This window comes from Streptomyces sp. NPDC041713 (assembly GCF_055591085.1).
The window spans coordinates 563,738-587,604 of record NZ_JBVIZY010000006.1; the positions used below are offsets into that span (position 1 = coordinate 563,738).

Here is a 23,867-nt window from a genome sequence, read left to right on the forward strand (position 1 = left end):
TCTGCCAAGGTGACGCCACCGCAGCACCAACCGCGTCCGGTCATGCGGCCTTTGGGCACCATCGGCCCGTGGTTCCGCGTGCCCGCCGACCGTCAACACTGGGGAGAGCGATGCGCCCGATATCGCGTACGGCATGGGGGGCGGCGTCCGCCGTCGTCCTCGCCGTCACCGCGGCCGTCCCGTCCGTGGCCGAGCCACATCCGTCGTCGGAGCGGCCTCCGTTGGCGGGGAGCGTGCCGCAGGGCGCCGCGCGCGGCGGGGGCGGCTCCGTGGTCACCCTCGTCACCGGCGACCGGGTCCTCGTGACCTCGGACGGCGAGGGGAGATCGGGCGCCGTCGCGCTGCCCGGCGCCGACGGCACCGCGCCGCTGATCCAGACGCGGCAGTCCGGCAAGGACCTGTACGTCTACCCCGAGGGTGCCGAACACGCCCTCGCCGAGGGCCTCGTGGACGAGGAACTGTTCAACGTCACCGGGCTCGTCCGCCAGGGCTACGACGACGCGCACACCAAGCAGCTCCCGCTCATCGCCGTGTACGACACGTCGGTCGACGTCGCGCGCAAGGTGCCCGCCACCCCGCGCGGCGCCACGCGCGGACTCGTCCTCGACCCCGTCGACGGCGTCGCCCTGAAGGCCGATAAGAAGAAGGCCGCGGCGTTCTGGGCGGACATCACGTCACCCAGGTCGCGCGCCGCGGCCGACGTCAAGAAGCTCTGGCTTGACGCCAAGGTCGAGGCCACCCTCGACCGGTCGACCAAGCAGGTGCACGCCCCCGAGGCGTGGGCCGCCAGCTACGACGGCAAGGGCACCAAGGTCGCCGTGCTCGACACCGGGGTGGACGCCGAGCACCCCGACCTCAAGGGCCGCGTCGGCGCGACGAAGAACTTCACCGACTCGCCGGACGGCGAGGACCGCCAGGGCCACGGCACCCACACCACCTCCACCGTCGGCGGCTCCGGCGCGGCGAGCGACGGCAAGAAGAAGGGCGTCGCGCCCGGCACCGAACTGCTGCACGGCAAGGTCCTCAACGACAGCGGTTCCGGCGCCACTTCGTGGATCATCGCGGGCATGGGGTGGGCCGTCGACCAGAAGGCCGACGTCGTCTCGATGAGCCTCGGCAACCCGGCGCAGACCGACTGCACCGACCCGATGAGCACCGCGACCGAGGAGCTCGCGCGGTCCGCGAAGGACACCCTCTTCGTCGTCGCGGCGGGCAACACCGGACCGTCCCTCAACTCTGTCTCCTCGCCCGGCTGCGCGCCCGGTGTCCTGACCGTCGGCGCCGTCGACCGCGACGACACCACGGCCTCCTTCTCCAGCCGCGGCCCCGCGTACGGCTCGCACACGCTCAAGCCGGAGATCGCCGCCCCCGGCGTCGGCATCTCCGCCGCGGCGGCCGGCGGGCGCGGCGTCTACGCGTACCAGTCCATGAGCGGTACGTCGATGGCGACCCCGCACGTCGCGGGCGCCGCCGCCCTCGTCAAACAGCGCCACCCCGGCTGGAGCGCCCAGCAGATCAAGGCGGCCCTCGTCTCGTCCGCGGACAGCGGCGTTCCCGGCGACGCGCGCGAGACCGGCGGCGGACGGCTCGACGCCAAGGCCGCGATCGACCAGCAGGTGCTCGGCTCGCCCGCCGTGCGGGGCGGCAGCTTCGGCTGGCCGCAGGACACCTCCGACCGCACCACGGTCGACGTCCCCTACACCAACACCACGGACAAGACGGTGAAGTTGAAGCTGTCGGTGGCGGGAGTGACCGGCAACGACGGCTCGGCCGTGGGCTCCGAAGTGGCGCGGCTCGGCAAGCGTTCCGTGACGCTCCCGGCCGGCGCCACCGTCCAGGTGCCGCTCGAGCTCAGCCCCGACGCGGACCTCAAGCGTGCCCAGTACGGCGACATCACGGGCCGCGTGCTCGCCGAGACCGCCGGCGGCGGGGGTCGCGTCTCCACGCCCTTCTCGCTCTACGTGCAGCCGGAGACCGTCAGCCTCCGCGTGAAGCTCGTCGACCGCAACGGCAAGCCCGCCGACGGGGCGTCGTCCGTGGACCTCATCGGCACGGACACGGCGACCGGCGAGCGGCGCTTCAACGAGGGCGCCAACGACCAGACGTACCAAGTGCGCCCCGGCGCCTACTTCTTGACGGGGTTCATCGCCACGCCCGACGCACACGGCGACGGCAAGCTCGTCGACTCCCTCGCCCATCTCGCCCGCCCCCAGGTCGAGATCAAGAAGGACACGACGATCACGCTCGACGCCCGCACGGCGCACCGCCTGAAGGTCCGCACCGACAAGGCCTCCGAAGTGCGCGGCGCCACCCTCGCCTTCACGCGCGGCTGGGGCAAGGACCACTGGCTGCACGCGGGCACCGCCGCGGGGCCGCGCACCGTCCGCGCCTACTACCAGTCCGTCGAGGGCAAGCCGTCCCAGGGCACCTTCGAGTCCGGCAGCTACTGGCGGGCCGCCGCGCCGCAGATCTCCCGGCTCGCCGTCGCGGGCGGCCCGGCGCTGCACCCGGTGACGGCGTCGACCGGCTCCGCCAACCTGGACGGCACCGGGCGCGCGGTCCTCGTCGACGCGAAGTCCGGCACCCCCGACGAGCTCGCCGCCGCCGGGGTCAAGGGCAAGATCGCCCTCGTCGAGGTCCCGGACAGCGGTGACGCCGCGGGCGTGGCGAACGACGCGGAGAAGGCGGGCGCCGTCGCGGTCGTCGCCCACCGCAAGGCCGCCGGCCGCTGGTACCCCGCCGCGGGCTTCGTCGGCTCCCCGCTGCCCGTCCTCGGCCTGCCCACCGCGGAGGCGGACGCCCTGCTCGCCCGACTCCACTCGGGGCAGGTCCAGTTGACGTGGAAGGCGACGGCCAAGAGCCCCTACGTCTACAACCTGGCGTTCCCCGAGACCGGCCAGATCCGCGACGACCGCACCTACCGGGTGCGGGACAAAAACCTCGCCGCGAACAAGGCGACGTACCGGGCGATGGGGGAGGCCACGGACTACGTGGACCTGCCGTCGGCCGTCCGCCCCAGCGGCGTCGAGGTCTACTTCGCCGACCTGGCGTCCGTCCCGGCACCAGGCAAGCGCACCGAGTACTACTCGACCGGCACGACCGGCTGGGGCCACCAGGTCTCCAGCAGCTTCCCGTACGGCGAGTTCATGATCGACCCGGTGCGTACGTACGAGAAGGGCGAACGGCGCGCGGAGACCTGGTACGACGGGGTCCTCGTGCCCGGCACCCCCCGGGACGCCGCGGGTGATCCCGCCCTCGCCGGGGAGCGGCAGGGCAACCTGATCGGGGTCGCGCCCGGTTTCTGGTCGGACGCCGAACACGCGGGCATCCAGGGCAGCTTCGGCGACATCGGTTCCGTGCAGCTCAAGCGGAACGGCGAGATCGTGGGCGATTCGGGCTGGCCGTCCGGGATGTTCACGGTGCCGGCGGAGGACTCCGCGTACGAACTGACCCTCACCACGCAGAAGATCGGCTCCCGCGTGTGGCACCGGTCGACGGGGACGGAGACGACCTGGTCGTTCCGCTCGCACCTGGACGAGGACGTCTACTCGCAGGGCATCCCGATGCTGTTCCCCACCTACCGGCTCCCGGAGGACGGCCGCAAGACGCTGCCCGCCAAGGACGGTCTGCGGATTGAACTCGGCGCCACCGGGCACGCGGGCTACGAGCCGGGCCCGCTCACGAAGGCGGAGCTGTCGTACTCGTACGACGAGGGCACGACGTGGCAGGCGGCCACCACCGCCGAGCACGACGGCACATGGCGCGCGACCGTGGACCACGCGGGCGCCTCCGGCAAACAGGTCTGGCTCAAGTCCCGGCTGACGGACGCCCACGGGAACTCCGTCACTCAGACCGTGGCCCGCGCCTACGACGTGCGGTAGTCACACCGGCCCCGCCGGGCGGTCCTCCTGTGGGGGGTGGGCCCGCCCGGCGGTCTCCGTGATGGCCGGAATTTCCGGAAGAACCGTTTTCGTACGGGCCTCGCGGTGGAAAATTAGGGGCATGAGCCAGCAGGGGGAGAGGCCCACCGATCGCGACGACGACTGGTGGGGACAGCTGTACGACGACGCGGCGCCGGACACGGGGCCCGCGGCCGCGCGGGACACCCTGGACGACAGATTCGCCTCGGCGGCGGACACGGTCGGGTGCCCCGCGCCGAACGTCCCCCTCCCTCCGCCCCGCCGGGAGGGGGCGCCAGGGGGGCGGGACGCGGACCCCTCGCCGGGAGCTGAACGGGACGCCTCGCCGGGAGCTGAGCGGAAGCCCTCGCCGGGAGCTGAGCCGCCCGAGCCTTCGGTGGCGTCGGCGGGGCGCACGGGGTCCACATCCCCGCACGTACCGGGCCCGGTGAGTGGGCAGCCCTGGCCGCCGGCAGCCCCGGAGGCAGGGCCCTCCGAGCCGGGTTCGGCGTCGACGCCACCCCGAGGGTCGGATCCGGCGGGTGGGGAGCCGGGTTCGGCGGGCGCGGTTGAGGCTGAGGCTTCCGCGACGTCCGAGCCTCCGGACCCGCCCCAGGCCCCAGCCCCCGCCGCGCGCCCACCCCGGCCCCCGCAGGCACCCTCACCCCCCGCCCCCGGCAGGGAAACCCCCACCTTCACCGCCCCGCCACCCTGGGCGCCGCCCCCCTCCGCCCCCGGCGGACCCGTGTCCTTCCCCACCGGAGGTCCGCGTACCGGCGGGTCCGCCCCTCCGCCTCCGGACGTCCCCGTCCCCGCCCCCGTCGACCCTCACATCCCCTACGTCGGCGACGGGCCCCCCACCTACGAGGCCGAGCCCACCGAGTTGCCTGTCACGGATCCCGACGACCTCGGGGATCTCGTCGCCGACACCGTGCTCGACGGGGCGCGGTACGGGAGCAGTACGCTGCGGGCCGCCTCCGTGCGCGGGGATTCCGCCCGGTATCGGGGCGAGCCCCGGCGCGACTCCCTGCTCACCGCCCGGTTCGGGAGCGGCGAGGACGCCCTCGTCCTCGTCGCCATGGCCACCGGCGCCCGCGCGACCCCAGGAGCGCACCGCGCCGCCGCCGAGGTGTGCCAGTGGATCGGCCGGGCCGTGGGCCGCAGCCACCGGCGGCTCGCCGAGGACCTCAGGGCGGCCCGGCGCGGCGACCTGAAGTCGGGGCTGCACCGGCTCACCGACCGCAGCCTCGGCAAGCTCCGCGCCCGCGCCGCCGACCTGGGCCTGGAGCCGGAGGAGTACGCCGCGTCGCTGCGCTGCCTGCTCCTGCCGGCCGACCCCCGCTGCCGTACCCGCGTCTTCTTCGGCGTCGGCGGAGGCGGACTCTTCCGGCTGCGCGACGGTGCCTGGCAGGACATCGAGCCCCGCGTGGCCGAGGCCACCGGCGACGCCGTGGTGGGCTTCGGCTCGCCGCCCGACCGGCTCCCCGAGGACGACCACCTCACCATGGACCTCGGGATCAGCACCCCGCCCAGCCCGTACGAACCCGCGCCCGCGCCGCCCCGCGAGCCGTTCCGCTTCCGGGCCTCCGTCGCCCGCCCGGGTGACGCCCTCGTCCTGTGCAGCGGCGGCCTCGCCGAACCGCTGCGCGGCGAGCCCGAGCTGGCCGAACACCTCACCCGCAGATGGGAGAAGAGCGGTCCGCCGGGGCTCGCCGCCTTCCTGGCCGACATCCAGGTCAGGGTCAAGGGGTACGCCGACGACCGCACCGCCGCCGCGGTCTGGGAGGCATGACCGCCGCACCTGTGACTTCATGGAACCGGTGACTCCACGGACCCACGGGTCACACGGGGTGAGCCACGGTTCACCGGCGTCGAGAGGTGCGTACAGCATGGCCAAGCAGAACGTCGCCGAGCAGTTCGTCGACATCGTCGTCCGCGCGGGCGTCAAGCGCCTGTACGGAGTCGTCGGCGACAGCCTCAACCCGGTCGTGGACGCCATCCGCCGCACCAAGGGGATCGACTGGATCCAGGTGCGGCACGAGGAGACCGCCGCCTTCGCGGCCGGCGCCGAGGCTCAGATCACCGGGAAGCTGGCCGCCTGCGCGGGCTCCTGCGGCCCCGGCAACCTGCACCTGATCAACGGCCTCTACGACGCGCACCGCTCGATGGCCCCGGTCCTCGCCCTCGCCGCGCAGATCCCGTCGAGCGAGATCGGGCTCGGGTTCTTCCAGGAGACCCATCCGGACCAGCTGTTCCGCGAGTGCAGCCACTACAGCGAGATGATCTCCACGCCGAAGCAGATGCCGCGGCTCCTGCACACCGCCATCCAGCACGCCGTCGGCCGGAGCGGCGTCAGCGTCGTGTCGCTGCCCGGCGACGTCGCGGCCGAGCCGGCCCCGGAGAAGGCCGCCGAGACCGCCCTGGTCACCTCACGGCCCTCCGTGCGCCCCGGCGAGGCGGAGATCGAGCGGCTAGCCGCCATGATCGACGAGGCGGACAAGGTCACGCTCTTCTGCGGCAGCGGCACGGCGGGCGCACACGCCGAGGTGATGGAGTTCGCCGAGAAGATCAAGTCCCCGGTGGGCCACGCGCTGCGCGGCAAGGAGTGGATCCAGTACGACAACCCGTACGACGTGGGCATGAGCGGCCTGCTCGGCTACGGCGCCGCGTACGAGGCCACCCACGAGTGCGATCTGCTGATCCTGCTCGGCACGGACTTCCCGTACACCGCCTTCCTGCCCGACGACGTGAAGATCGCGCAGGTGGACGTGCGGCCGGAGAACCTCGGGCGGCGCTCCAAGCTGGACCTCGCGGTCTGGGGCGACGTGCGCGAGACGCTGCGCGGTCTGACCCCGCGGGTCACGCCGAAGACGAACCGCAAGTTCCTCGACAAGATGCTCAAGAAGCACGCGGACGCCCTCGAAGGGGTCGTGAAGGCGTACACGCGCAAGGTCGACAAGCACGTCCCGATCCACCCCGAGTACGTCGCCTCCGTCCTCGACGAACTCGCCGCGGACGATGCCGTGTTCACCATTGACACCGGTATGTGCAATGTCTGGGGAGCCCGCTACCTCACGCCCAACGGCAGGCGCCGCATCATCGGCTCCTTCAGTCACGGCTCGATGGCGAACGCCCTGCCGCAGGCGATCGGCGCCCAGTTCACCGACCGCAAGCGTCAGGTCGTCTCCATGTCGGGCGACGGCGGCTTCTCGATGCTGATGGGCGACTTCCTCACCCTCGTCCAGTACGACCTGCCGGTGAAGGTCGTCCTGTTCAACAACTCCTCTTTGGGCATGGTGGAGTTGGAGATGCTCGTCGCCGGTCTCCCCTCGTACGGCACGGGCAACCACAACCCGGACTTCGCCGCCGTCGCCCGCGCCGCGGGTGCCTACGGCGTCCGCGTGGAGAAGCCGAAGCAGCTCGCGGGCGCCCTCAAGGACGCCTTCGCGCACAAGGGCCCCGCCCTCGTCGACATCGTCACCGACCCGAACGCCCTCTCCATCCCGCCCAAGATCAGCTCGGACATGGTGACCGGCTTCGCCCTCTCCGCCAGCAAGATCGTGCTCGACGGCGGGGTGGGCCGGATGCTGCAGATGGCGCGCTCCAACCTGCGGAACGTGCCGAGGCCGTGACACCGGCCCCGGCATCCGCCCGGGTCAGGCGGGCCGCACCCGCAGCGTGACGATCTGGAACGGCCGCAGCGCCAGCGCGAGTCCGGCCTCGCCGGTCTCCGCCTCGTGCAGCGGCCGCTCCAGGAGGTCGGTCACCTCCGCGCGGGCCACCGGGAACGACGTGCCGAGCACGGCCGCCGCCCGCCCGCCGCGCGACTCGTAGAGACGTACGACGACGTCGCCGCTGCGGTCGTCGGCGAGCTTCACCGACTCGACGGTGACGGCCGGGTGGTCGACGCTCACCAGCGACGGCAGAACGGGCGCGTCGGCCACCCGCAGCGGCAGATTGAGCGCGAGCCCCTCCGCGACGGCGTCGCCGGTGTCCGCCCCGGGCAGCAGCGCGTACGTGAAGCGGTGCGTGCCCTGGTCGGTCTCCGGGTCCGGGCTGTGCGGGGCCCGCAGCAGGGTCAGCCGCACGGTGGTGCCGAGCGTGCCGTCGTGCTCGGTGCGCGTCACGTCGTGGCCGTACGTGGAGTCGTTGAGCAGCGCCACGCCGTACCCCTCCTCGGCCACCCGCAGCCAGCGGTGCGCGCAGATCTCGTAACGCGCCGCGTCCCAGCCGGTGTTGGCGTGCGTCGGCCGGTGCACATGCCCGAACTGGATCTCGGCGGCGGACCGTTCGGCGTGCACGTCCAGCGGGAAAGCGGCCTTGAGGACCTTCTCCGACTCGTGCCAGTCGACGTCCGTGACGACGTCCACACGCCGGCTGCCCGCCGCGAGCCGGATCTCCTGGGTGATCCGCGACTGCCCGAAGGCCCGCACCACGCGCACCGCGACCCGCAGCGGCCCGTCCTCGACGAGCTCGACGGACTCGGCGTCGGTGAGGTCGGTGTGCCGGCGCCGGTAGTGCCGGTCCAGGTCCCAGGCGTCGTAGTGCGTGGGGTGGTCGGGGTGCAGCTGGAGGAGGTTGGCGGGGGCCGCGAGGACCTCGCGTCCGGCGTCCAGGTCCGTCACGGAGGTGAGGAGTCCCGCGGCGTCGACGGTGACGCTCAGATGCTCGTTGGTGAGCAGGATGGTGTCGCCGGTGGTGTGCGCCACCGCGCCGGCGCCCGCGTCCCGCGCGGCGTCCAGGCTTCGGGTGCCGAGCGCGGGGACGTCGACGCGCACCAGCGTCCCGTCGCCCGCGTCGACGACCTCGCTGCGGGCGTAGGGCGAGGCGTTCAGCGCGGCGGGCCCGCCCGCGCCGAGCGACCGGACGGCCGCCGCGGTCAGCTCGTCGAGCTCGGCGAGGACCCGCTCGTACGTCTCGCGCGCCTCCCGGTGCACCCAGGCGATCGACGAGCCCGGCAGGATGTCGTGGAACTGGTGCAGGAGCACCGTCTTCCACAGCCGGTCCAGGGTGTCGTACGGATAGACGTACGCCGGGTCACGCACCGCGGCCGCCGTGCACCACAACTCCGCCTCGCGCAGGGCGTGTTCGCTGCGCCGGTTGCCGCGCTTGGTCGCCGCCTGGGTGGTGTAGGTCGCGCGGTGCAGCTCCAGGTACAGCTCGCCCGACCAGACGGGCGCCTGCGCCCCGTACTCCTCCTCGGCCGCCGCGAAGAACGCCGACGGCTTCTCGATCTCGACGCGTGGCGACCCCTCCAGGGAGCGCAGCCGCCGGGCCCGCTCCATCATCTCGCGGGTGGGCCCGCCCCCGCCGTCGCCCCAGCCGAACGGCACCAGGGAGCGCGACGCCCGGCCCTTGTCGGCGAAGTTCCGCTCGGCGTGCGCGAGTTCGGCGCCGTGGAACTGGGAGTTGTAGGTGTCCACGGGCGGGAAGTGGGTGAAGACGCGGGTGCCGTCGATGCCCTCCCACCAGAAGGTGTGGTGCGGCATCTTGTTGGACTGGTTCCAGCTCAGCTTCTGGGTGAGGAACCAGCGCACCCCCGCGAGCTTCGCCAGCTGCGGGAAGGCGGCCGTGTACCCGAAGGAGTCCGGCAGCCAGATCTCCTCCGTCTCGACCCCGAGCTCCTCGCGGAAGAACCGCATGCCGTGCGTGATCTGCCGGGCCAGCGCCTCGCCGCCCGGCATGTTGGCGTCCGACTCGACCCACATCGAGCCCACCGGCGCCCAGTTGCCGTCCGCCACCGCCTTCTTGATGCGCTCCCAGATGTGCGGCTGGTGCTCCTTCACCCAGGCGTACTGCTGGGCCTGCGAACAGGCGAAGACCAGCTCCGGATACTCCTCGGCCAGCGCCGTCACATTGGCGAAGGTGCGCGACGCCTTGCGCACCGTCTCGCGCAGCGGCCACAGCCACGCCGAGTCGATGTGCGCGTGGCCGGCCGCCGAGACGCGGTGCGCGCTGGCGTGGGCGGGGCGCGCGAGGACGTCGGCGAGTTCGGCGCGGGCCGCGGCGGCGGTGCCGGAGACGTCGTGCAGATCGAGCGCGTCGAGCATGTCCTCCAGGGCGCGCAGGATCTCGTGGCGACGCGGACGGTCGGCGTCCAGTTCGCGCATGAGCTCGGAGAGGACCTCGATATCCAGGGTCAGCTGCCATACGTCCTCGTCCAGTACGGCGAGATCGGCAGACGCGAATCGGTAGATCGGGCTATTGCCTGCGGTCAGTACGTCGCCGAGCCGCGTCGGCACGAAGTCGTGCAGAACGGCAGGATTCGCCGCCGCCTCCAGGAGCAGGTGCACGTCCTCGCCGCCCCGGGCGGGGGAGGCCACCGGGATATGCCGGTTGCGGGGGTGAATCCCCTTCAGGGGTACGCCCGACGCGTCGTACACCAGGCCCTCCGCCTGGAAGCCGGGTCCCTCCTCGCTGAAGCCCGGGTCGATGACCACCTCGACCCGCCGCCCGCTCCACTCCTCGGGCACCTGTCCTTGAAGCCGGAACCAGCTGGTGGACCAGGGGTTTCCCCATGCGGTGCCGGTCTCGAAGGGCTCGTACGCCGCATCGAGGGCGGTCGCGACGGGCACCGGCTCGCCCGGCGCGTGCCAGACGGAGAGGGTCAGCGGGGTACGCCGCGCGTACTGGGCGGGGCGGATGAACTGGCGCAGCGCGCGCTCCAGGCGGCCTTCCACCAGCAGTCGGTCGTCGTGCACTCGGGCTCCTCGGGAGGCTCGGAGGTGGGGCTCTCCGCTTCACTTCCCCCGGATCCGTGGGTGCACCCCCCGCCATTGGTTGACGATTCGACAAGCGTGCCGCCCCCGGCGAAGGGCATGCATCCCGTGAAGTTGTTCGAGCAAGGGGGCAGAGACATCGCTTGGTGGGCGGGGGTCATGACGAGCCAGTCACGGGCGGGAGGCTCCGGGAGCATCGGGGCCACCCCGCAAAAGGAACGGGACGAGAGAACCGGCGCGGCACGCGGCGGCCCCGACGGCGGGCGGTTCACGCGCCGGCTCGGCAGGTCGGATCTGCGCGCGGTGTCCGAGGTCAGGAAGGACCTGAGGGAGTTCCTGCGGCCCTGGGGGAAGCCGGGACGGGCCGAGACGGCCGAACTGCTCACCAGCGAACTGGTCACCAACGCGCTGGTGCACACCGATCACGACGCGTTCGTCACCGCGACCGTGGGCCCGCGCGGTCTGCGCGTCGAGGTGCGGGACTTCGCGGGGAGCCGCCCCGAGCCGCGGGTACCGGACGCCGACAGCGGTACGAACGGCCGGGGCCTGGTCCTCGTGCAGGCCCTCGCCGACGCGTGGGGCGTGCGGGCGCACGGGGTGGGAAAGGTGGTGTGGTTCGAACTCGACGGCGGCGGCACGGCGTGAGCCCTGCCGCCGCCCTCGGGTGACGGGACGGTCCTCTCGGGTGACGAGGCGGTCCTGGCGCGGTCAGCCGAACTGCTGCTCCAGGTCCTTCAGCTTCCGCTCCAGCGAGTCGAGCCGGGGCAGCGCCTGCGTGTCGTCCTCGGCCGTCAGGTCGACGGTGAGGGGGGCGACGGGTTCGGTGCCGTCAGGGCCGTTCCTGACGGCCTGGAGGGAGGGTCGGGAGCGCAGGGGCAACTGGTCCTGCGCCGGTATGGCAGGGTCCGCGCCGACCTGCGCGGACCCGGCGCCCGACGCGACGGCCGGCACCTCCACCTGACGGCCGCCGCCGCGGCCCTGCCAGGTGCGGTGGCCCCGGCTGAGCGCCTTGAGCTGCGCCCGCTCCAGCTTCTCCTGGTCACGCCTGCGCAGCCGGGTGCGCTCCTTCTCGCGCCGGTCCTCCCGCACCTCCTCGACGGCCTCGTCCAGCGTGCGGACGCCTTCGAGGAGCATCAGCGACCAGGCGCCGAAGGTCTCCCGGGGCGCGCGCAGCCACCGCACGATGCGGATCTGCGGCAGCGGACGCGGCACGAGACCCTGCTCGCGCAGCGCCGCACGGCGGGTCTGCTTGAGCGCGCGGTCGAAGAGCACCGCGGCCGACAGCGACATGCCCGCGAAGAAGTGCGGGGCCCCGGCGTGGTTCAACCCCCTGGGCGCGTGCACCCAGTTGAACCAGGCGGCCGCGCCCGCGAACGTCCACACCAGCAGCCGCGAGCCGAGCGCCGCGTCGCCGTGGCTGGCCTCGCGTACGGCGAGGACGGAGCAGAACATCGCCGCCCCGTCGAGGCCGAACGGCACCAGGTACTCCCAGCCGCCGGAGAGGCTGAGGTTCTGCTGCCCGAAGCCGACCAGGCCGTGGAACGACAGCGCCGCGGCGACGGCCGCGCAGCAGAACAGCAGCACATAGGAGGCGGTTCCGTAGACGGCTTCCTTGCGTCTGCGGCGTTCCTCGCTGCGCTCCCACGAGTCGTCGCTCGCGGTCCCCTTGGCCGTCTTGTCGTGGCCTCGCTTGCCGCGCATGAGCACCGCCACCGCCACCAGCATGCCCAGGAGCAGGACGCTGCCGGGAAGCAGCCAGTCCAGCGATATGTCGGTCAGTCTCATCTGGGGGTCCCTTGCATTGCGGTAGGGCGTAACGGGCGCCATATTGACCCAACCTCGAAGACCCGCAGGGGGTTTCGGGGCAAGAGACAGCGATGGGGGTGCAAGGGAGCGTGCAGGGCGCACTTTTGCTCGAACTCACAGAGGAACGCCGGGCGTTGAGTTCGATTAATCGTGCGCTGCGTGAACCGGGTGCGTGAACCGGCCGCGTAGACCCGCTGCCGAACCGGTCAGGACTGCTGCTGTTGCTGGAAGAACGCGGCGATCATGTCCTGGACCGGGCCCTCCCCGGGCTCGGGCGCGGGGCCGTCGGGCCCTCCGAAGGTGGCGGCCTCCGCGCTGCGCGGGAACATGGCCTCCTCGTACGCGGCGAGGGCGGTCTCGACGTCGTCGGGGTGGGCGGCGAGCGCCGCGCCGAGTTCGGCGCCGTCGTGCATGGCGACGTTGGCCCCCTCGCCGTTCGGGATCGAAAGGTGGGCGGCGTCGCCGATCAGGGTCACCCCCGGCACCCGCGCCCAGCGGTGCCCGATCGGCAGGGCGTAGAGGCGGCGCAGGGTGGGCGCGCCGTCGGCGTCGGTGATCAGCGAGACGAGTTCGGGTGCCCAGCCGTCGAACTCGCGGGCGATCCGCGCGGCGGCCGCGGCGCCGTCGCCGAAGTCGATGTCGTCGAACCAGTCCTCCGGGCGGGTCAGTCCCACGTAGGCGTGCAGGGTGTCGTCCCGTTCCCGGTGGGCGAAGATCTCCCGGTCCGGCGCGAACGCCAGCATCGATCCGCCGCCGACGGTCTTCGCGACGGCCGGGCGCCGGGTGTCGGAGCCGAACAGGTAGGTCTCGACGACGGACTTGCCGCTGTACGCGGGGGTGGCGGAGGTCAGCAGCGGCCGCACCCGGGACCAGGCGCCGTCCGCGCCGACGAGCAGGCCGGTGGTGACGGTGGTGCCGTCGGCGAAGGTCACCTCGTGGCGGCCGTCGCCGAGACCGCGGGCGCCGGTCACCTTCCGGCCCCACCGGACGGTGCCGGGCGGCAGCGAGTCGAGCAGCAGCTGCCGCAGTTCGCCGCGGAGCACCTCGGGGCGGCCGCCGGTGCCGTCGTCGGCCTCGTCGAGCAGGACGGTCCCGTCCGAGGCGAGGATCCGCACGGCCTGGCGGCCCTCCAGGACGAGTTCGCGGAACCCGTCCATCAAGTCAGCGGCCCGCAGGGCGAGTTGGCCGTTGTAGTCGTGGATGTCGAGCATGCCGCCCTGGGCACGCGAGGCGGGGGAGGGCTCCGCCTCGTACACCGCGGCCGGTATGCCGTGCAGGTGCAGGACACGGGCGAGTGTGAGGCCGCCGAGTCCGGCGCCGATGATCGTGAAGTCATGCGTCATGAGGGCTTCCTTCCTGACCGTGGCCCCCGGGGCGGGCACGCGGCGGGTCACGCCGGGCGCGCCGCGCCGGTGGGCCGGGGCGATGCGAGGCCGGGTCCGGCGGCGTTGCCGCCCGGCTCCGACCTGTTCCAATCTCCCGGGGCCCGGCGACAGATGACCTACAGACCACCGACAGCGGAGGACGGCACCGACAGGTGTCCGACAGGGGGGCAGCTCAGCGGGGGCGGGCACCTCGGCCGACCGCTCTGTGCTGGACCACCCATCGGTGGCGGCCGGAGCGGTTCGATGGCCGGGTCGACCGGGCCGGCGGGGGAAACCGGCCGGGTGGGGGAAGGAACCCGACGTCTCAGCTCGCCGCCGCGCCCGCACTCAGGCGCGCGACGCGCTCCGCGTCGCAGGTGCGCGGGCAGGTGACGCACGTGTCGTCGGGGCGCAGCGTGTAGAACATGCAGCAGCTCGCCCGGTCCCGGGTCGGCAGCGCCTCGCCGTCGGGCCCCGTCAGCTCCCGGAAGCCGGCCGTGCCGACGTACGGCTTGGTGGCGCCCGGCAGCAGCCGCTCCAGCTCCGTCACCGCGCGCTCCTCCTCGCCGAAGAGGTGGGCGACGTACCAGAGGCCCTCGACGATCTCGTCCGTGGCGAGGCTCCACAGTGCGCGCGAGCGGCGCCGCATCCGGGGGCCGAACGCGTCGAGGAGCGGCCCGAGGTGCTCGGCGACCGCGGCCCGCACCTCCGCGCGCAGCGCCTCCTCGTCCGGCACCACCCGGGCGCCGGGCAGCGCGGCGGCCGGGTCGCCGGGAAGGCACGCGAAAGAGTCCGTACGTACCGCCATCCGGCCCAGCGTGCGCTGGAAGGAGACGTCGGCGACCGCGAAGCGTGGGACGCGGCGGTGCAGGAACCAGGGGACCGTGATGAGCAGCGTGGCCGGCCAGGCGTACCGGTGCAGCCCGAAGCTCGCGACCACGTCCGGCCGCGCCTGCGTCCCGTAGTCCTTCAGGACCTGGGCGTTGTCCCAGGCCAGGAACGCGTCGAGGTCGGCCCCGCCCTCCGCGAGCCGGGCGGCGGAGACCCAGCCGCCGCCCTCGGGGGTCCGTTCCCCGGGTGCGAGCTCGGTGACGCGCAGTCCGGAGTACACCTCGGAGAGGCGGGCATAGGAGTCCGCTACGGCACTGGGGGCGCCCAGGGCGGGTGCGGCCAAGGTGGGAACGGACATGCGGAGGACCACCGAATCGCGATCGATAGAAGGTAAGCCTTACCTTACCCGACGTGATCGAGGTTTCAACTCCGGTCGTGGCCGCCTATGGTGCCTCTCGGACCTTTCGAGCGAGCACAGGCACAGGCAGGAACGGACGTCGTGGAGCAGACCGGAGCACGCGCGGGGGAGCCCCCGGCATCCTCGCCAGGGGAGCCCCTGGCGGGCGAGTCCCCGGCCGGCGAGTCCCCGGCGGGGGCGGCGCGCGTCCGGGTGCCGGGACAGGCGACGGGCGAGTCGCGCGGGCGCGGCGCCGCCCGGCCCGAGCGCACGCACGCCGTGCCGGCGCCCCGCCGCCCGGTCCGCCGCAGCTCCGTGCGCGGCCAGATACTCGCCGCCCTGCGGCACGCCCTCGTCGGCGGCGAGCTCGCGCCCGGCGAGGTGTACTCGGCGCCGGCCCTCGCCGAGCGTTTCGGCGTCTCCGCGACCCCCGTGCGCGAGGCCATGCAGCAGCTGGCCGTCGAGGGCGCGGTCGAGGTGGTCCCCAACCGCGGGTTCCGGATCGCCGAGCGCAGCACGCGCGAGCTGGCGGAGCTGGCCGAGGTGCGGGCCCTCCTTGAGGTGCCGGTGATGCTGCGCCTGGCCCGCACGGTGCCCGTGGAGCGCTGGGCCGCCCTGCGGCCGCTGGCCGAGGCCACCGCGACCGCGGCGGCGGGCGGCGACCTCGCGCGCTACGCCGAGTCCGACCGCGCCTTCCACGGCGCGGTCCTCTCCCTCTCCGGCAACCAGCAGCTGGTGCAGGTCGCGGACGACCTGCACCGGCGCTCGCAGTGGCCCCTGGTCAGCGGCCCCGTCGCGGGCCGCAGGGCCGACCTCCTCGCGGACGCCGCCGAGCACATGGCCCTCCTCGAAGCCCTCACGGCCCAGGAGCTCGACGTGGTCGCGTCTCTGGTCAAGGAGCACTTCACCGGCTCCGAGAGCTGAACCTCGCAGCAAGGACCCGTGTCGGAGGTCCCGTTTCGAACCCGTCGTACGGGGTGACACGCGGGGCCCGGGGCCGGTGACATCGCCGGGTGACGACCCGGACCGAGAGGAGCAGGGCATGTCCATGGACGGTCGATGCGCGGTGGTGACCGGCGCGGGCAGCGGTCTCGGTCGCGCCATCGCGCGGCGTCTGGCGGCGGACGGCGCGCGCGTCGTGGTCGCGGGCGACAAGGAAGGGCCGCTGGAGCGGACGGTGGAGCTGATCGAGGGCGACGGCGGTGCGGCGGTCGCGGTGCGCTGCGACGTCACCCGCGAGGAGGACGTGGCCGCCCTGGCGCGCCGGGCCGTGGAGCGGTTCGGGCGGCTCGACGTGCTGGTGAACAACGCGGGGATGGAGTTCGCCAAGCGCGTGGAGGACACCACGGTCGCGGAGTGGGACCGGCTGATGGACGTCAACCTCAAGGGTGTCTTCCTCTGTGCCAAGCACGCGCTGCCCGCGATGCGCGACGGCGGTGGCGGCGTCATCGTCAACGTCGCGTCCGAACTCGCGCTGGTGGGTTCGGAGGCGGTCGCGGCCTACTCGGCGTCCAAGGCGGGGGTCCTCCAGCTGACCCGGGCGCTCGCCGTCGACCACGCGGGCGACGGGGTCCGGGTCAACACCCTCAGCCCCGGCGTGATCCTCACCGACCTGCTGCAGACGGCCCTGGACTCGACGGGCGACGCCGACAAGCGGCGCAGGGAGTTCGAGGAACGCACCCTGCTGGGCCGGCTCGGCACCCCGGAAGAGGCCGCGGAGGCGGCGCTGTTCCTCGCCTCGGACCGCTCCTCGTACATGACCGGCGCCAATCTCGTCCTCGACGGCGGCTGGACCGCCCACTGACGAGCGCCGCGGGCGCCCCGGTGACGAACAGGGCGCCCGCGGGCGGGAGTGCAGGCCGCGCTACCGGAAGCCGCGCCGCCGCCAGGAGTCAGACCGCGGCGGCCGGCGGTTGCAGATGGTGGGCGAGCCAGGACGGTACGCCGCCCAGGAGGCGGAAGAGCCGGGTGGCCTCGGCGCGCAGCCGGGTGGCCTCCGGCTCCGTCTCCGTCTCCGCGAGCGCGGCGAGCGCGGGCGCCGTGCCGACCAGGTAGCCGAGCTCCTCGCGGATGCGCAGGGACTCGGCGAAGCCGTGCCGCGCCTCCGCCAACTCGCCGTCGCGCAGGGCGAGTCCGGCCAGGTGGCGCCAGGTGAAGGAGAGAAGCAGCGGGTCGGAGTGGGCGGTGGCACCCGCGTGCGCCCTGCGGTACGCCGCCTTCGCGGACTGCGGCGAGTCGGAGATGTGCTCCGCGATCAGGCCCCTGCGGAAGTCCAGGAGCGGACGTCCGGGGGCGTTGGGGGCGAGCAGCGCGGCCGCCCTGCCGAGCGCCGTACGCGCCTCGTCGGCCCGGTCCCGTACCCCCAACACGGTGGACGCGTACGCCAGTTGGCCGCGCTCACAGGCGGCGGCACCGCGGTCGTCGTCGTCCTCGGCGATCGCCTCCGCGGTCCGCAGGCCGTCCTCGGCCTCGCCCCAGCCGTCCCCCGTGAACAGGCACCGCTCGACGAGGAGCGCCGTCCGCTGGAGTGCCGCAGCGGCCCCCGCCCGCGAGGCGAGCAGCGCTGCGGCGTCGGTCCAGCAGCCGCGTGAGCGCAGCCGCCATACCGCGGTCTGGAGTGGATCGTGCTCTGCGGTCGTTCCGGTACCAGACATGGCGGTATGCGCCACGTTGCCCTCCCCGAGCACACCATTGAGCTGTTGAGTCGTGGGCGAATCTCAGCATGGATCGCGGCGCCGGGCCAAGAGGCCGGGTGAAAGAATTCACAAAGGGCGGGCAAGGAAACGAGCCGGGGCCGGCCTGCGTCCTAGTGCCGCTGGCCGGCCCCTCGTCGCATTCCCTCAGCTCATGCGCAGCGCGAGGAAGAAGTCGAGCTTGTCCTCCAGGCGCGAGAGGTCACGGCCCGTCAACTGCTCGATGCGGCCCACCCGGTAGCGCAACGTGTTGACGTGCAGGTGCAGCCGGGCGGCGCAGCGCGTCCACGACCCGTCGCAGTCGAGGAACGCCTCCAGGGTCGGGATGAGTTCGGCCCGGTGCCGCGAGTCGTACTCGCGCAGCGGGTCCAGGAGCCGCGCGGTGAACGCCCGGCGCACGTCGTCCGGGACGAAGGGCAGCAGCAGCACGTGCGAGGCCAGCTCCTGGTGGCCGGCCGCGCAGACCCGGCCGGGGCGCGCCGCGGCGACCCGGCGGGCGTGCCGCGCCTCCTCCAGGGCGCCGCGCAGCCCCTCCGCCGAGTGCACGGACGCGCTGACGCCCAGGGTGAGCCTGCCGTCGCCGTCCAGGCCCGCGGCGAGCGGGTCGTGGACGGAGGCGAGCAGCGCGTCCGCGATCAGGCCCGTGTCCGCGCCGTCGTGCTCGCCGGAGACCGCGGGCAGCGGCACCAGCGCGATGGCCTCGTCGCCGGTGTGCGCGACCGCGATCCGGTCGGAGGGCTCGGGGCCCGCCGAGAGCGGGTCGACGAGGATCTCCTCCAGGAGCGACTGGGCGACCGGGCCGCCGTCGATCTCGCCGCCCTCCCACTCCACCCGGGCCACCACGACCTGCCAGTGCGGTGCCGTGCCGAGGCCGGGCAGCAGCACCGGGGCGGCGACGCGCAGCCGGGCCGCGATCTCCGCGGGCGCCGCGCCCGTCTGCACCAGCTCAAGGACCTCCTGGGCGAGCCGGCGCCGCACGGTGCGCGACGCGTCGCGCCGGTCCCGCTCCACCGCGATCAGCTGCGTCACGCCCTGCAGCAGGTCGAGCCGCTCCTCGGGCCAGTCGCCCGCGTCGGCCTCCACGGCGAGCACCCAGTCGGAGAGCACCGACTCGCGCACATCGCGCGAGGCGCCGGCTGTTCCGCGCCCACTGGTCCGAACGGGGAACAGCGAGTACGTGACCGAGTCCACCGTCACGCGGTGCGGGCCCCGTCGGCCGGTCCTGACGGCCGCCAGGTGCTCCCCGGCGAGGCGTGCGCAGAGCGGTCCGGGCAGGGCGGTGCCCGCCGCGGCCGACCCGGCGATGACCCGGCCCGCGGGCGAGAGGACCCAGGCCCGCAGGTCCAGGTCGGTGCCGAGCAGGTCGAGGACGACGTCGGGGCCGCCGCCCGCCGGGCCCGAGGTCATCAGGCGGCGGTGCCGGTCGACGACCGCGGCCAGGTCCCCTGCGCGCTCGCCGGAGACCTGCCGCACCACGTGCTCGGTGATGGTCGCGAAGGCCACCGACTCGTTGACCGCGAAGAGCGGCAGCCGGTGCCGGGCGCAGGCCTGCACGATGTCGTCGGGGATGTCGCCGAGCTCGGCCTCGCCGGCGGCCAGCGCCGCGACCCCGGCGCTCGCGAGGATCCGTACGAAGGGTTCGGTGTCCGAGGCGTCGTGGCGCCAGGCGAGGCCGGTGAGGACCAGCTCGCCGCCTGCCAGATAGCGGCTCGGGTCCCGCAGGTCCGTGGTCATCACACCGCGCACGGTGCGATCGAGCTCGTCCTCGCCGCCGAGCAGCCGCAGGCCCAGCGCGTCGGTGTCCAGGAGTGCGCGCAGCCGCATGGTGAGTCGCCCGCCGATCTGTCTCGAATGGTGTGTACAAACATGTGCGCTCTGTAACGCCGGGGCCCTGCGCCGCAGCGTGGCTCCGGGTTTCGGGGGGAACCCGCGAGGCTCCCGGGGCCCGTTCTTCATACGAATCTACAAGACGCGCGGCTTGGCCAGCCAACTCCTTCATGGTTTCGGTGACTGACCCCATCGGACGAGCGAGCGGTGTACTTGCCCCACTCCGCGTTAACAGCACATGAACGAGCAGTCGAGGGACCAACGGCCCGAGTGGCTTGAACGGAATCCCTGAATCGGAATCCCTGAGTACGGATTTTCCGGTCCCTCGAAGCGAAAGACCCTCGACACGAAGAAGAGAGCCTCATGGACTTCCTTCGCCCCGCCAGCTGGGAGGAGGCGCTCGCCGCCAAGGCCGAGCACCCCACGGCTGTGCCGATTGCGGGTGGCACCGACGTGATGGTCGAGATCAACTTCGACCACCGCCGTCCGGAATACCTGCTTGACCTCAACCGCATCGTCGAGCTGCGCGAGTGGGAGGTGGGCGAGGAGACGGTCCGGCTCGGTGCCTCCGTGCCGTACACCCAGATCATGGAGGAGCTGCGCACCGAGCTCCCCGGTCTGGCGCTCGCCTCGCACACCGTGGCCTCCCCGCAGATCCGCAACCGCGGCGGCGTCGGCGGCAACCTGGGCACCGCGTCCCCCGCGGGCGACGCCCACCCGGCCCTGCTGGCCGCCGACTGCGAGGTCGAGGTGGAGTCCGTGCGGGGCTCCCGCCTGATCCCGATCGACGCGTTCTACACCGGCGTGAAGCGCAACGCGCTCGCCGAGGACGAGCTCATCAAGGCCGTCCACATCAAGAAGGCGGACGGCCCGCAGCAGTACTCCAAGGTCGGCACCCGCAACGCGATGGTCATCGCGGTGTGCGCCTTCGGCATCGCGCTGCACCCCGAGACCCGGACCGTGCGGACCGGCATCGGCTCCGCCGCCCCGACCCCCATCCGGGCGAGGGCGGCCGAGGAGTTCCTGAACGCGGCGCTCGAAGAGGGCGGCTTCTGGGACAGCAAGAAGATCATCACCCCCTCGATCGCCAAGCAGTTCGCGGAGCTCGCCTCCGGTGCCGCCAACCCGATCGACGACGTACGAGGCACGGCGAACTACCGCCGGCACGCCGTCGGGATCATGGCCCGCCGGACGCTCGGCTGGACCTGGGAGTCGTACCGCGGCACGGGCCGCAGCACTGAGGGAGTCGCATAATGCGCGTGAACTTCAAGGTCAACGGCCGTCAGCAGGAAGCCGACGACGTATGGGAGGGCGAGTCCCTGCTCTACGTGCTGCGCGAGCGCATGGGGCTCCCCGGCTCCAAGAACGCCTGCGAGCAGGGCGAGTGCGGCTCCTGCACCGTCCGCCTTGACGGCGTGCCGGTCTGTTCGTGTCTGGTCGCGGCGGGTCAGGTGGAGGGCCGCGAGGTCACCACCGTCGAGGGCCTCGCCGACTACGCCCGGCACCGTGAGAACGCACACCCGGGCGGCGGCTGCGCCTCCGGCGCGTGCGGCACCTCGATCCAGGACGCCAAGGCGTGGCAGGCCAACCCGGAGAAGGGCGCCACCGACTCGCAGACCGGCGAGGGCGGCGAGCTCTCCCCGATCCAGCAGGCGTTCATCGACGCCGGCGCCGTCCAGTGCGGCTTCTGCACCCCCGGCCTGCTCGTCGCGGCCGACGAGATGCTGGAGCGCAACCCGCAGCCGTCCGACGCCGACATCCGCGAGGCGCTCTCCGGCAACCTCTGCCGCTGCACCGGTTACGAGAAGATCCTTGACGCGGTCCGCCTCGCGGCCGCGCGCCAGTCCGAGGGGGTCTGACGCCATGGGAACCACAGGTACACCCACCAAGATCACGCAGGGTTCCAAGACCAAGGGCGGCATCGGCGAGTCGACGCTGCGCCCCGACGGCACCCTGAAGGTCACCGGCGAGTTCGCGTACTCCTCGGACATGTGGCACGAGGACATGCTCTGGGGCCACACCCTGCGCTCGACCGTCGCACACGCCGAGATCGTCTCCATCGACGTCTCGGAGGCGCTCGCGCAGTCCGGCGTCTACGCGGTGATGACCTACGACGACCTGCCGGCCGAGATGAAGCACTACGGCCTGGAGATCCAGGACACCCCGGTCCTCGCGCACAAGAAGGTCCGCCACCACGGCGAGCCGGTGGCCATCGTGGCCGCCGACCACCCGGAGACCGCGCGCCGCGCCGCCGCCAAGATCAAGATCGAGTACCGCGAGCTGCCGCTCATCACCGACGAGGCGTCGGCGACCGCTCCGGACGCCGTCCTGGTCCACGAGGGCCGCGACGACCACCACATCGGCCACGTGCCGCACCCGAACATCGTGCACCGCCAGCCGATCATCCGCGGCAACGCCGACGAGGCCGCGAAGAAGGCCGACTTCATCGTCAAGGGCGAGTACACCTTCGGCATGCAGGACCAGGCCTTCCTCGGCCCGGAGTCCGGCCTCGCGGTGCCCTCCGAGGACGGCGGCGTCGAGCTGTACGTCGCCACCCAGTGGCTGCACTCCGACCTCGGCCAGATCGCCCCCGTCCTCGGCCTGCCCGAGGAGAAGGTGCGCATGACGCTCTCCGGCGTCGGCGGTGCCTTCGGCGGCCGCGAGGACATCTCGATGCAGATCCACGCCTGCCTCCTCGCGCTGCGCACCGGCAAGCCGGTCAAGATCGTCTACAACCGGTTCGAGTCCTTCTTCGGCCACGTCCACCGCCACCCGGCGAAGCTCTACTACGAGCACGGCGCCACCAAGGACGGCAAGCTCACGCATATGAAGTGCAAGATCGTCCTGGACGGCGGCGCCTACGCGTCGGCCTCCCCGGCGGTCGTGGGCAACGCCTCGTCCCTGTCGGTCGGCCCGTACGTGATCGACGACGTCGACATCGAGGCCATCGCCCTCTACTCGAACAACCCGCCCTGCGGCGCCATGCGCGGCTTCGGCGCGGTCCAGGCGTGCTTCGCCTACGAGGCCCAGATGGACAAGCTCGCCGACAAGGTGGGCATGGACCGGGTCGAGTTCCGCAGGCTCAACGCCATGGAGCAGGGCACGATCATGCCGACCGGGCAGCCGGTCGACTCGCCGGCCCCGGTCGCCGAGATCCTGCGCCGCATCAAGGCCCGCCCGCTGCCGCCCGAGCGCCAGTGGGAGTCCAGCGAGGGCGCCGACGTGCGCCAGCTGCCGGGCGGCCTGTCCAACACCACGCACGGCGAGGGCGTCGTACGCGGTGTGGGCTACGCGGTCGGCATCAAGAACGTCGGCTTCTCCGAGGGCTTCGACGACTACTCCACCGCCAAGGTGCGCATGGAGGTCATCAACGGCGAGCCCGTCGCCACCGTTCACACGGCGATGGCCGAGGTCGGCCAGGGCGGCGTCACCGTCCACGCGCAGATCGCCCGCACCGAGCTGGGCGTCACCCAGGTGACGATCCACCCGGCCGACACCCAGGTGGGCAGTGCCGGCTCGACGTCCGCGTCGCGTCAGACGTACGTCACCGGTGGCGCGGTCAAGAACTCCTGCGAGCTCGTCCGCGAGAAGGTCCTGGAGATCGGCCGCCGCAAGTTCGGCACCTACCACCCGGCGTGGGCCACCGCCGAACTCCTCCTGGAGGGCGGCAAGGTCGTCACCGACGGCGGCGAGGTCCTCGGCGACCTGGTCGACGTCCTGGAGGGCGAGACGGTCGAGATCGAGGCCGAGTGGCGCCACCGCCCCACCGAGGCCTTCGACCTGCGTACCGGCCAGGGCAACGGCCACGTGCAGTACTCCTTCGCCGCGCACCGCGCGGTCGTGGAGGTCGACACCGAGCTCGGCCTGGTCAAGGTCATCGAACTGGCCTGCGCCCAGGACGTCGGCAAGGCGCTCAACCCGCTGTCCGTGATCGGCCAGATCCAGGGTGGCACCACCCAGGGCCTGGGCGTCGCGGTCATGGAGGAGATCATCGTCGACCCCAAGACCGCCAAGGTCAGGAACCCCTCCTTCACGGACTACCTGATCCCCACCATCCTCGACACCCCGACCATCCCGGTCGACGTGCTCGAACTCGCCGACCCGAACGCGCCGTACGGCCTGCGCGGACTCGGCGAGGCCCCGACCCTGTCGTCCACCCCGGCCGTCCTCGCGGCGATCCGGAACGCGACGGGTCTGGAGCTCAACAAGACGCCGGTACGGCCCGAGCACCTCACCGGAACGTGATCCCGCACTGAGGGATCCGATCCCCCCGCTCGGGGATCCGCTCGCTCCGATCCCCCGCTCAGGGATCAGTACAGCTCTCCGAGCGG

Annotated in this window: 15 protein-coding genes; 9 read left to right on the forward strand and 6 right to left on the reverse strand. The window is 72.9% G+C overall.

Annotated elements, in window-relative coordinates; translation table 11 throughout:
* The first annotated feature begins 110 nt into the window (after window positions 1–110).
* The 3 genes from ACZ6CV_RS21895 (at window position 111) to ACZ6CV_RS21905 (ending at window position 7,531) form a co-directional block, all read left to right on the forward strand.
* Entirely contained in the window at window positions 111–3,881 is a 3,771-nt protein-coding gene (locus ACZ6CV_RS21895; protein WP_469252396.1) for a S8 family peptidase, read from the forward strand.
* A 901-nt stretch (window positions 3,882–4,782) separates the two neighbouring features.
* Window positions 4,783–5,691: a protein phosphatase 2C domain-containing protein gene (locus tag ACZ6CV_RS21900; RefSeq protein WP_469252397.1), complete on the forward strand. Its 909-nt coding sequence runs from the start codon at window positions 4,783–4,785 to the stop codon at window positions 5,689–5,691.
* A 97-nt stretch (window positions 5,692–5,788) separates the two neighbouring features.
* Window positions 5,789–7,531, forward strand: a complete 1,743-nt coding sequence (locus ACZ6CV_RS21905) for a pyruvate dehydrogenase (RefSeq protein WP_362366422.1) — start codon at window positions 5,789–5,791, stop codon at window positions 7,529–7,531.
* A 24-nt stretch (window positions 7,532–7,555) separates the two neighbouring features.
* Here ACZ6CV_RS21905 and ACZ6CV_RS21910 read toward each other — a convergent pair whose 3' ends face one another.
* A complete protein-coding gene (locus ACZ6CV_RS21910) occupies window positions 7,556–10,600 on the reverse strand; it encodes an alpha-mannosidase (RefSeq protein WP_469252398.1) in 3,045 nt (1,014 codons plus the stop codon).
* A 177-nt stretch (window positions 10,601–10,777) separates the two neighbouring features.
* Here ACZ6CV_RS21910 and ACZ6CV_RS21915 point away from each other — a divergent pair, with 177 nt between their 5' ends.
* A complete protein-coding gene (locus ACZ6CV_RS21915; RefSeq protein ID WP_469252399.1) occupies window positions 10,778–11,263 on the forward strand; it encodes an ATP-binding protein in 486 nt (161 codons plus the stop codon).
* Between the two features lie 63 nt (window positions 11,264–11,326).
* On the opposite strand, the gene ACZ6CV_RS21920 is transcribed toward ACZ6CV_RS21915, so the two are convergent.
* The 3 genes from ACZ6CV_RS21920 to ACZ6CV_RS21930 all read right to left on the reverse strand — a co-directional run bounded on the left by ACZ6CV_RS21920 (window position 11,327) and on the right by ACZ6CV_RS21930 (window position 14,977).
* A complete protein-coding gene (locus tag ACZ6CV_RS21920) occupies window positions 11,327–12,403 on the reverse strand; it encodes a DUF2637 domain-containing protein (RefSeq protein ID WP_469252400.1) in 1,077 nt (358 codons plus the stop codon).
* A gap of 227 nt (window positions 12,404–12,630) precedes the next feature.
* A complete protein-coding gene (locus ACZ6CV_RS21925) occupies window positions 12,631–13,767 on the reverse strand; it encodes an FAD-dependent oxidoreductase (RefSeq protein WP_469252401.1) in 1,137 nt (378 codons plus the stop codon).
* A 346-nt stretch (window positions 13,768–14,113) separates the two neighbouring features.
* Window positions 14,114–14,977 carry a (2Fe-2S)-binding protein gene (locus ACZ6CV_RS21930; protein WP_469252402.1) on the reverse strand — a complete coding sequence of 288 codons (864 nt, stop codon included), beginning with the start codon at window positions 14,975–14,977 and terminating at the stop codon, window positions 14,114–14,116.
* A 141-nt stretch (window positions 14,978–15,118) separates the two neighbouring features.
* Between ACZ6CV_RS21930 and ACZ6CV_RS21935 the strand changes: the two genes are divergently transcribed.
* Both ACZ6CV_RS21935 and ACZ6CV_RS21940 read left to right on the forward strand, forming a co-directional pair.
* The gene (locus ACZ6CV_RS21935) at window positions 15,119–15,940 is read left to right on the forward strand and encodes a GntR family transcriptional regulator (protein ID WP_469252403.1); all 822 of its coding nucleotides are present in this window, start codon (window positions 15,119–15,121) and stop codon (window positions 15,938–15,940) included.
* 118 nt (window positions 15,941–16,058) lie between these two features.
* Window positions 16,059–16,820 (forward strand): SDR family NAD(P)-dependent oxidoreductase, encoded by a 762-nt coding sequence (locus ACZ6CV_RS21940; protein WP_469252404.1) that lies wholly within the window; start codon window positions 16,059–16,061, stop codon window positions 16,818–16,820.
* 88 nt (window positions 16,821–16,908) lie between these two features.
* On the opposite strand, the gene ACZ6CV_RS21945 is transcribed toward ACZ6CV_RS21940, so the two are convergent.
* Together ACZ6CV_RS21945 and ACZ6CV_RS21950 are read right to left on the reverse strand one after the other, a co-directional pair.
* Complete coding sequence (locus ACZ6CV_RS21945) at window positions 16,909–17,670, reverse strand: hypothetical protein (protein ID WP_469252405.1); 762 nt, start codon at window positions 17,668–17,670, stop codon at window positions 16,909–16,911.
* 186 nt (window positions 17,671–17,856) lie between these two features.
* Complete coding sequence (locus ACZ6CV_RS21950; RefSeq protein ID WP_469252406.1) at window positions 17,857–19,533, reverse strand: PucR family transcriptional regulator; 1,677 nt, start codon at window positions 19,531–19,533, stop codon at window positions 17,857–17,859.
* Between the two features lie 366 nt (window positions 19,534–19,899).
* On the opposite strand from ACZ6CV_RS21950, the gene ACZ6CV_RS21955 reads away from it, so the two are divergent.
* The 3 genes from ACZ6CV_RS21955 to ACZ6CV_RS21965 are packed head-to-tail and all read left to right on the forward strand — an operon-like array spanning window position 19,900 to window position 23,781.
* Window positions 19,900–20,790, forward strand: a complete 891-nt coding sequence (locus ACZ6CV_RS21955; RefSeq protein ID WP_469252407.1) for an FAD binding domain-containing protein — start codon at window positions 19,900–19,902, stop codon at window positions 20,788–20,790.
* Window positions 20,790–21,395 (forward strand): (2Fe-2S)-binding protein, encoded by a 606-nt coding sequence (locus ACZ6CV_RS21960; protein ID WP_469252408.1) that lies wholly within the window; start codon window positions 20,790–20,792, stop codon window positions 21,393–21,395. The genes ACZ6CV_RS21955 and ACZ6CV_RS21960 overlap by 1 nt, the downstream gene beginning before the upstream one ends.
* Before the next feature lie 4 nt (window positions 21,396–21,399).
* Entirely contained in the window at window positions 21,400–23,781 is a 2,382-nt protein-coding gene (locus ACZ6CV_RS21965) for a xanthine dehydrogenase family protein molybdopterin-binding subunit (protein WP_469252409.1), read from the forward strand.
* Window positions 23,782–23,867: the final 86 nt, after the last annotated feature.

What these genes read in the sequence shown, in the direction of transcription:
- ACZ6CV_RS21895 (WP_469252396.1), top strand. Translation starts at nt 111, where the DNA reads ATGCGCCCGATATCGCGTACGGCATGGGGGGCGGCGTCCGCCGTCGTC.
- ACZ6CV_RS21940 (WP_469252404.1), top strand. Translation starts at nt 16,059, where the DNA reads ATGTCCATGGACGGTCGATGCGCGGTGGTGACCGGCGCGGGCAGCGGT.
- ACZ6CV_RS21955 (WP_469252407.1), top strand. Translation starts at nt 19,900, where the DNA reads ATGGACTTCCTTCGCCCCGCCAGCTGGGAGGAGGCGCTCGCCGCCAAG.
- ACZ6CV_RS21925 (WP_469252401.1), bottom strand. Translation starts at nt 13,767, where the DNA reads ATGACGCATGACTTCACGATCATCGGCGCCGGACTCGGCGGCCTCACA.
- ACZ6CV_RS21950 (WP_469252406.1), bottom strand. Translation starts at nt 19,533, where the DNA reads ATGCGGCTGCGCGCACTCCTGGACACCGACGCGCTGGGCCTGCGGCTG.
- ACZ6CV_RS21905 (WP_362366422.1), top strand. Translation starts at nt 5,789, where the DNA reads ATGGCCAAGCAGAACGTCGCCGAGCAGTTCGTCGACATCGTCGTCCGC.
- ACZ6CV_RS21915 (WP_469252399.1), top strand. Translation starts at nt 10,778, where the DNA reads ATGACGAGCCAGTCACGGGCGGGAGGCTCCGGGAGCATCGGGGCCACC.
- ACZ6CV_RS21960 (WP_469252408.1), top strand. Translation starts at nt 20,790, where the DNA reads ATGCGCGTGAACTTCAAGGTCAACGGCCGTCAGCAGGAAGCCGACGAC.
- ACZ6CV_RS21945 (WP_469252405.1), bottom strand. Translation starts at nt 17,670, where the DNA reads ATGTCTGGTACCGGAACGACCGCAGAGCACGATCCACTCCAGACCGCG.
- ACZ6CV_RS21930 (WP_469252402.1), bottom strand. Translation starts at nt 14,977, where the DNA reads ATGTCCGTTCCCACCTTGGCCGCACCCGCCCTGGGCGCCCCCAGTGCC.
- ACZ6CV_RS21965 (WP_469252409.1), top strand. Translation starts at nt 21,400, where the DNA reads ATGGGAACCACAGGTACACCCACCAAGATCACGCAGGGTTCCAAGACC.
- ACZ6CV_RS21920 (WP_469252400.1), bottom strand. Translation starts at nt 12,403, where the DNA reads ATGAGACTGACCGACATATCGCTGGACTGGCTGCTTCCCGGCAGCGTC.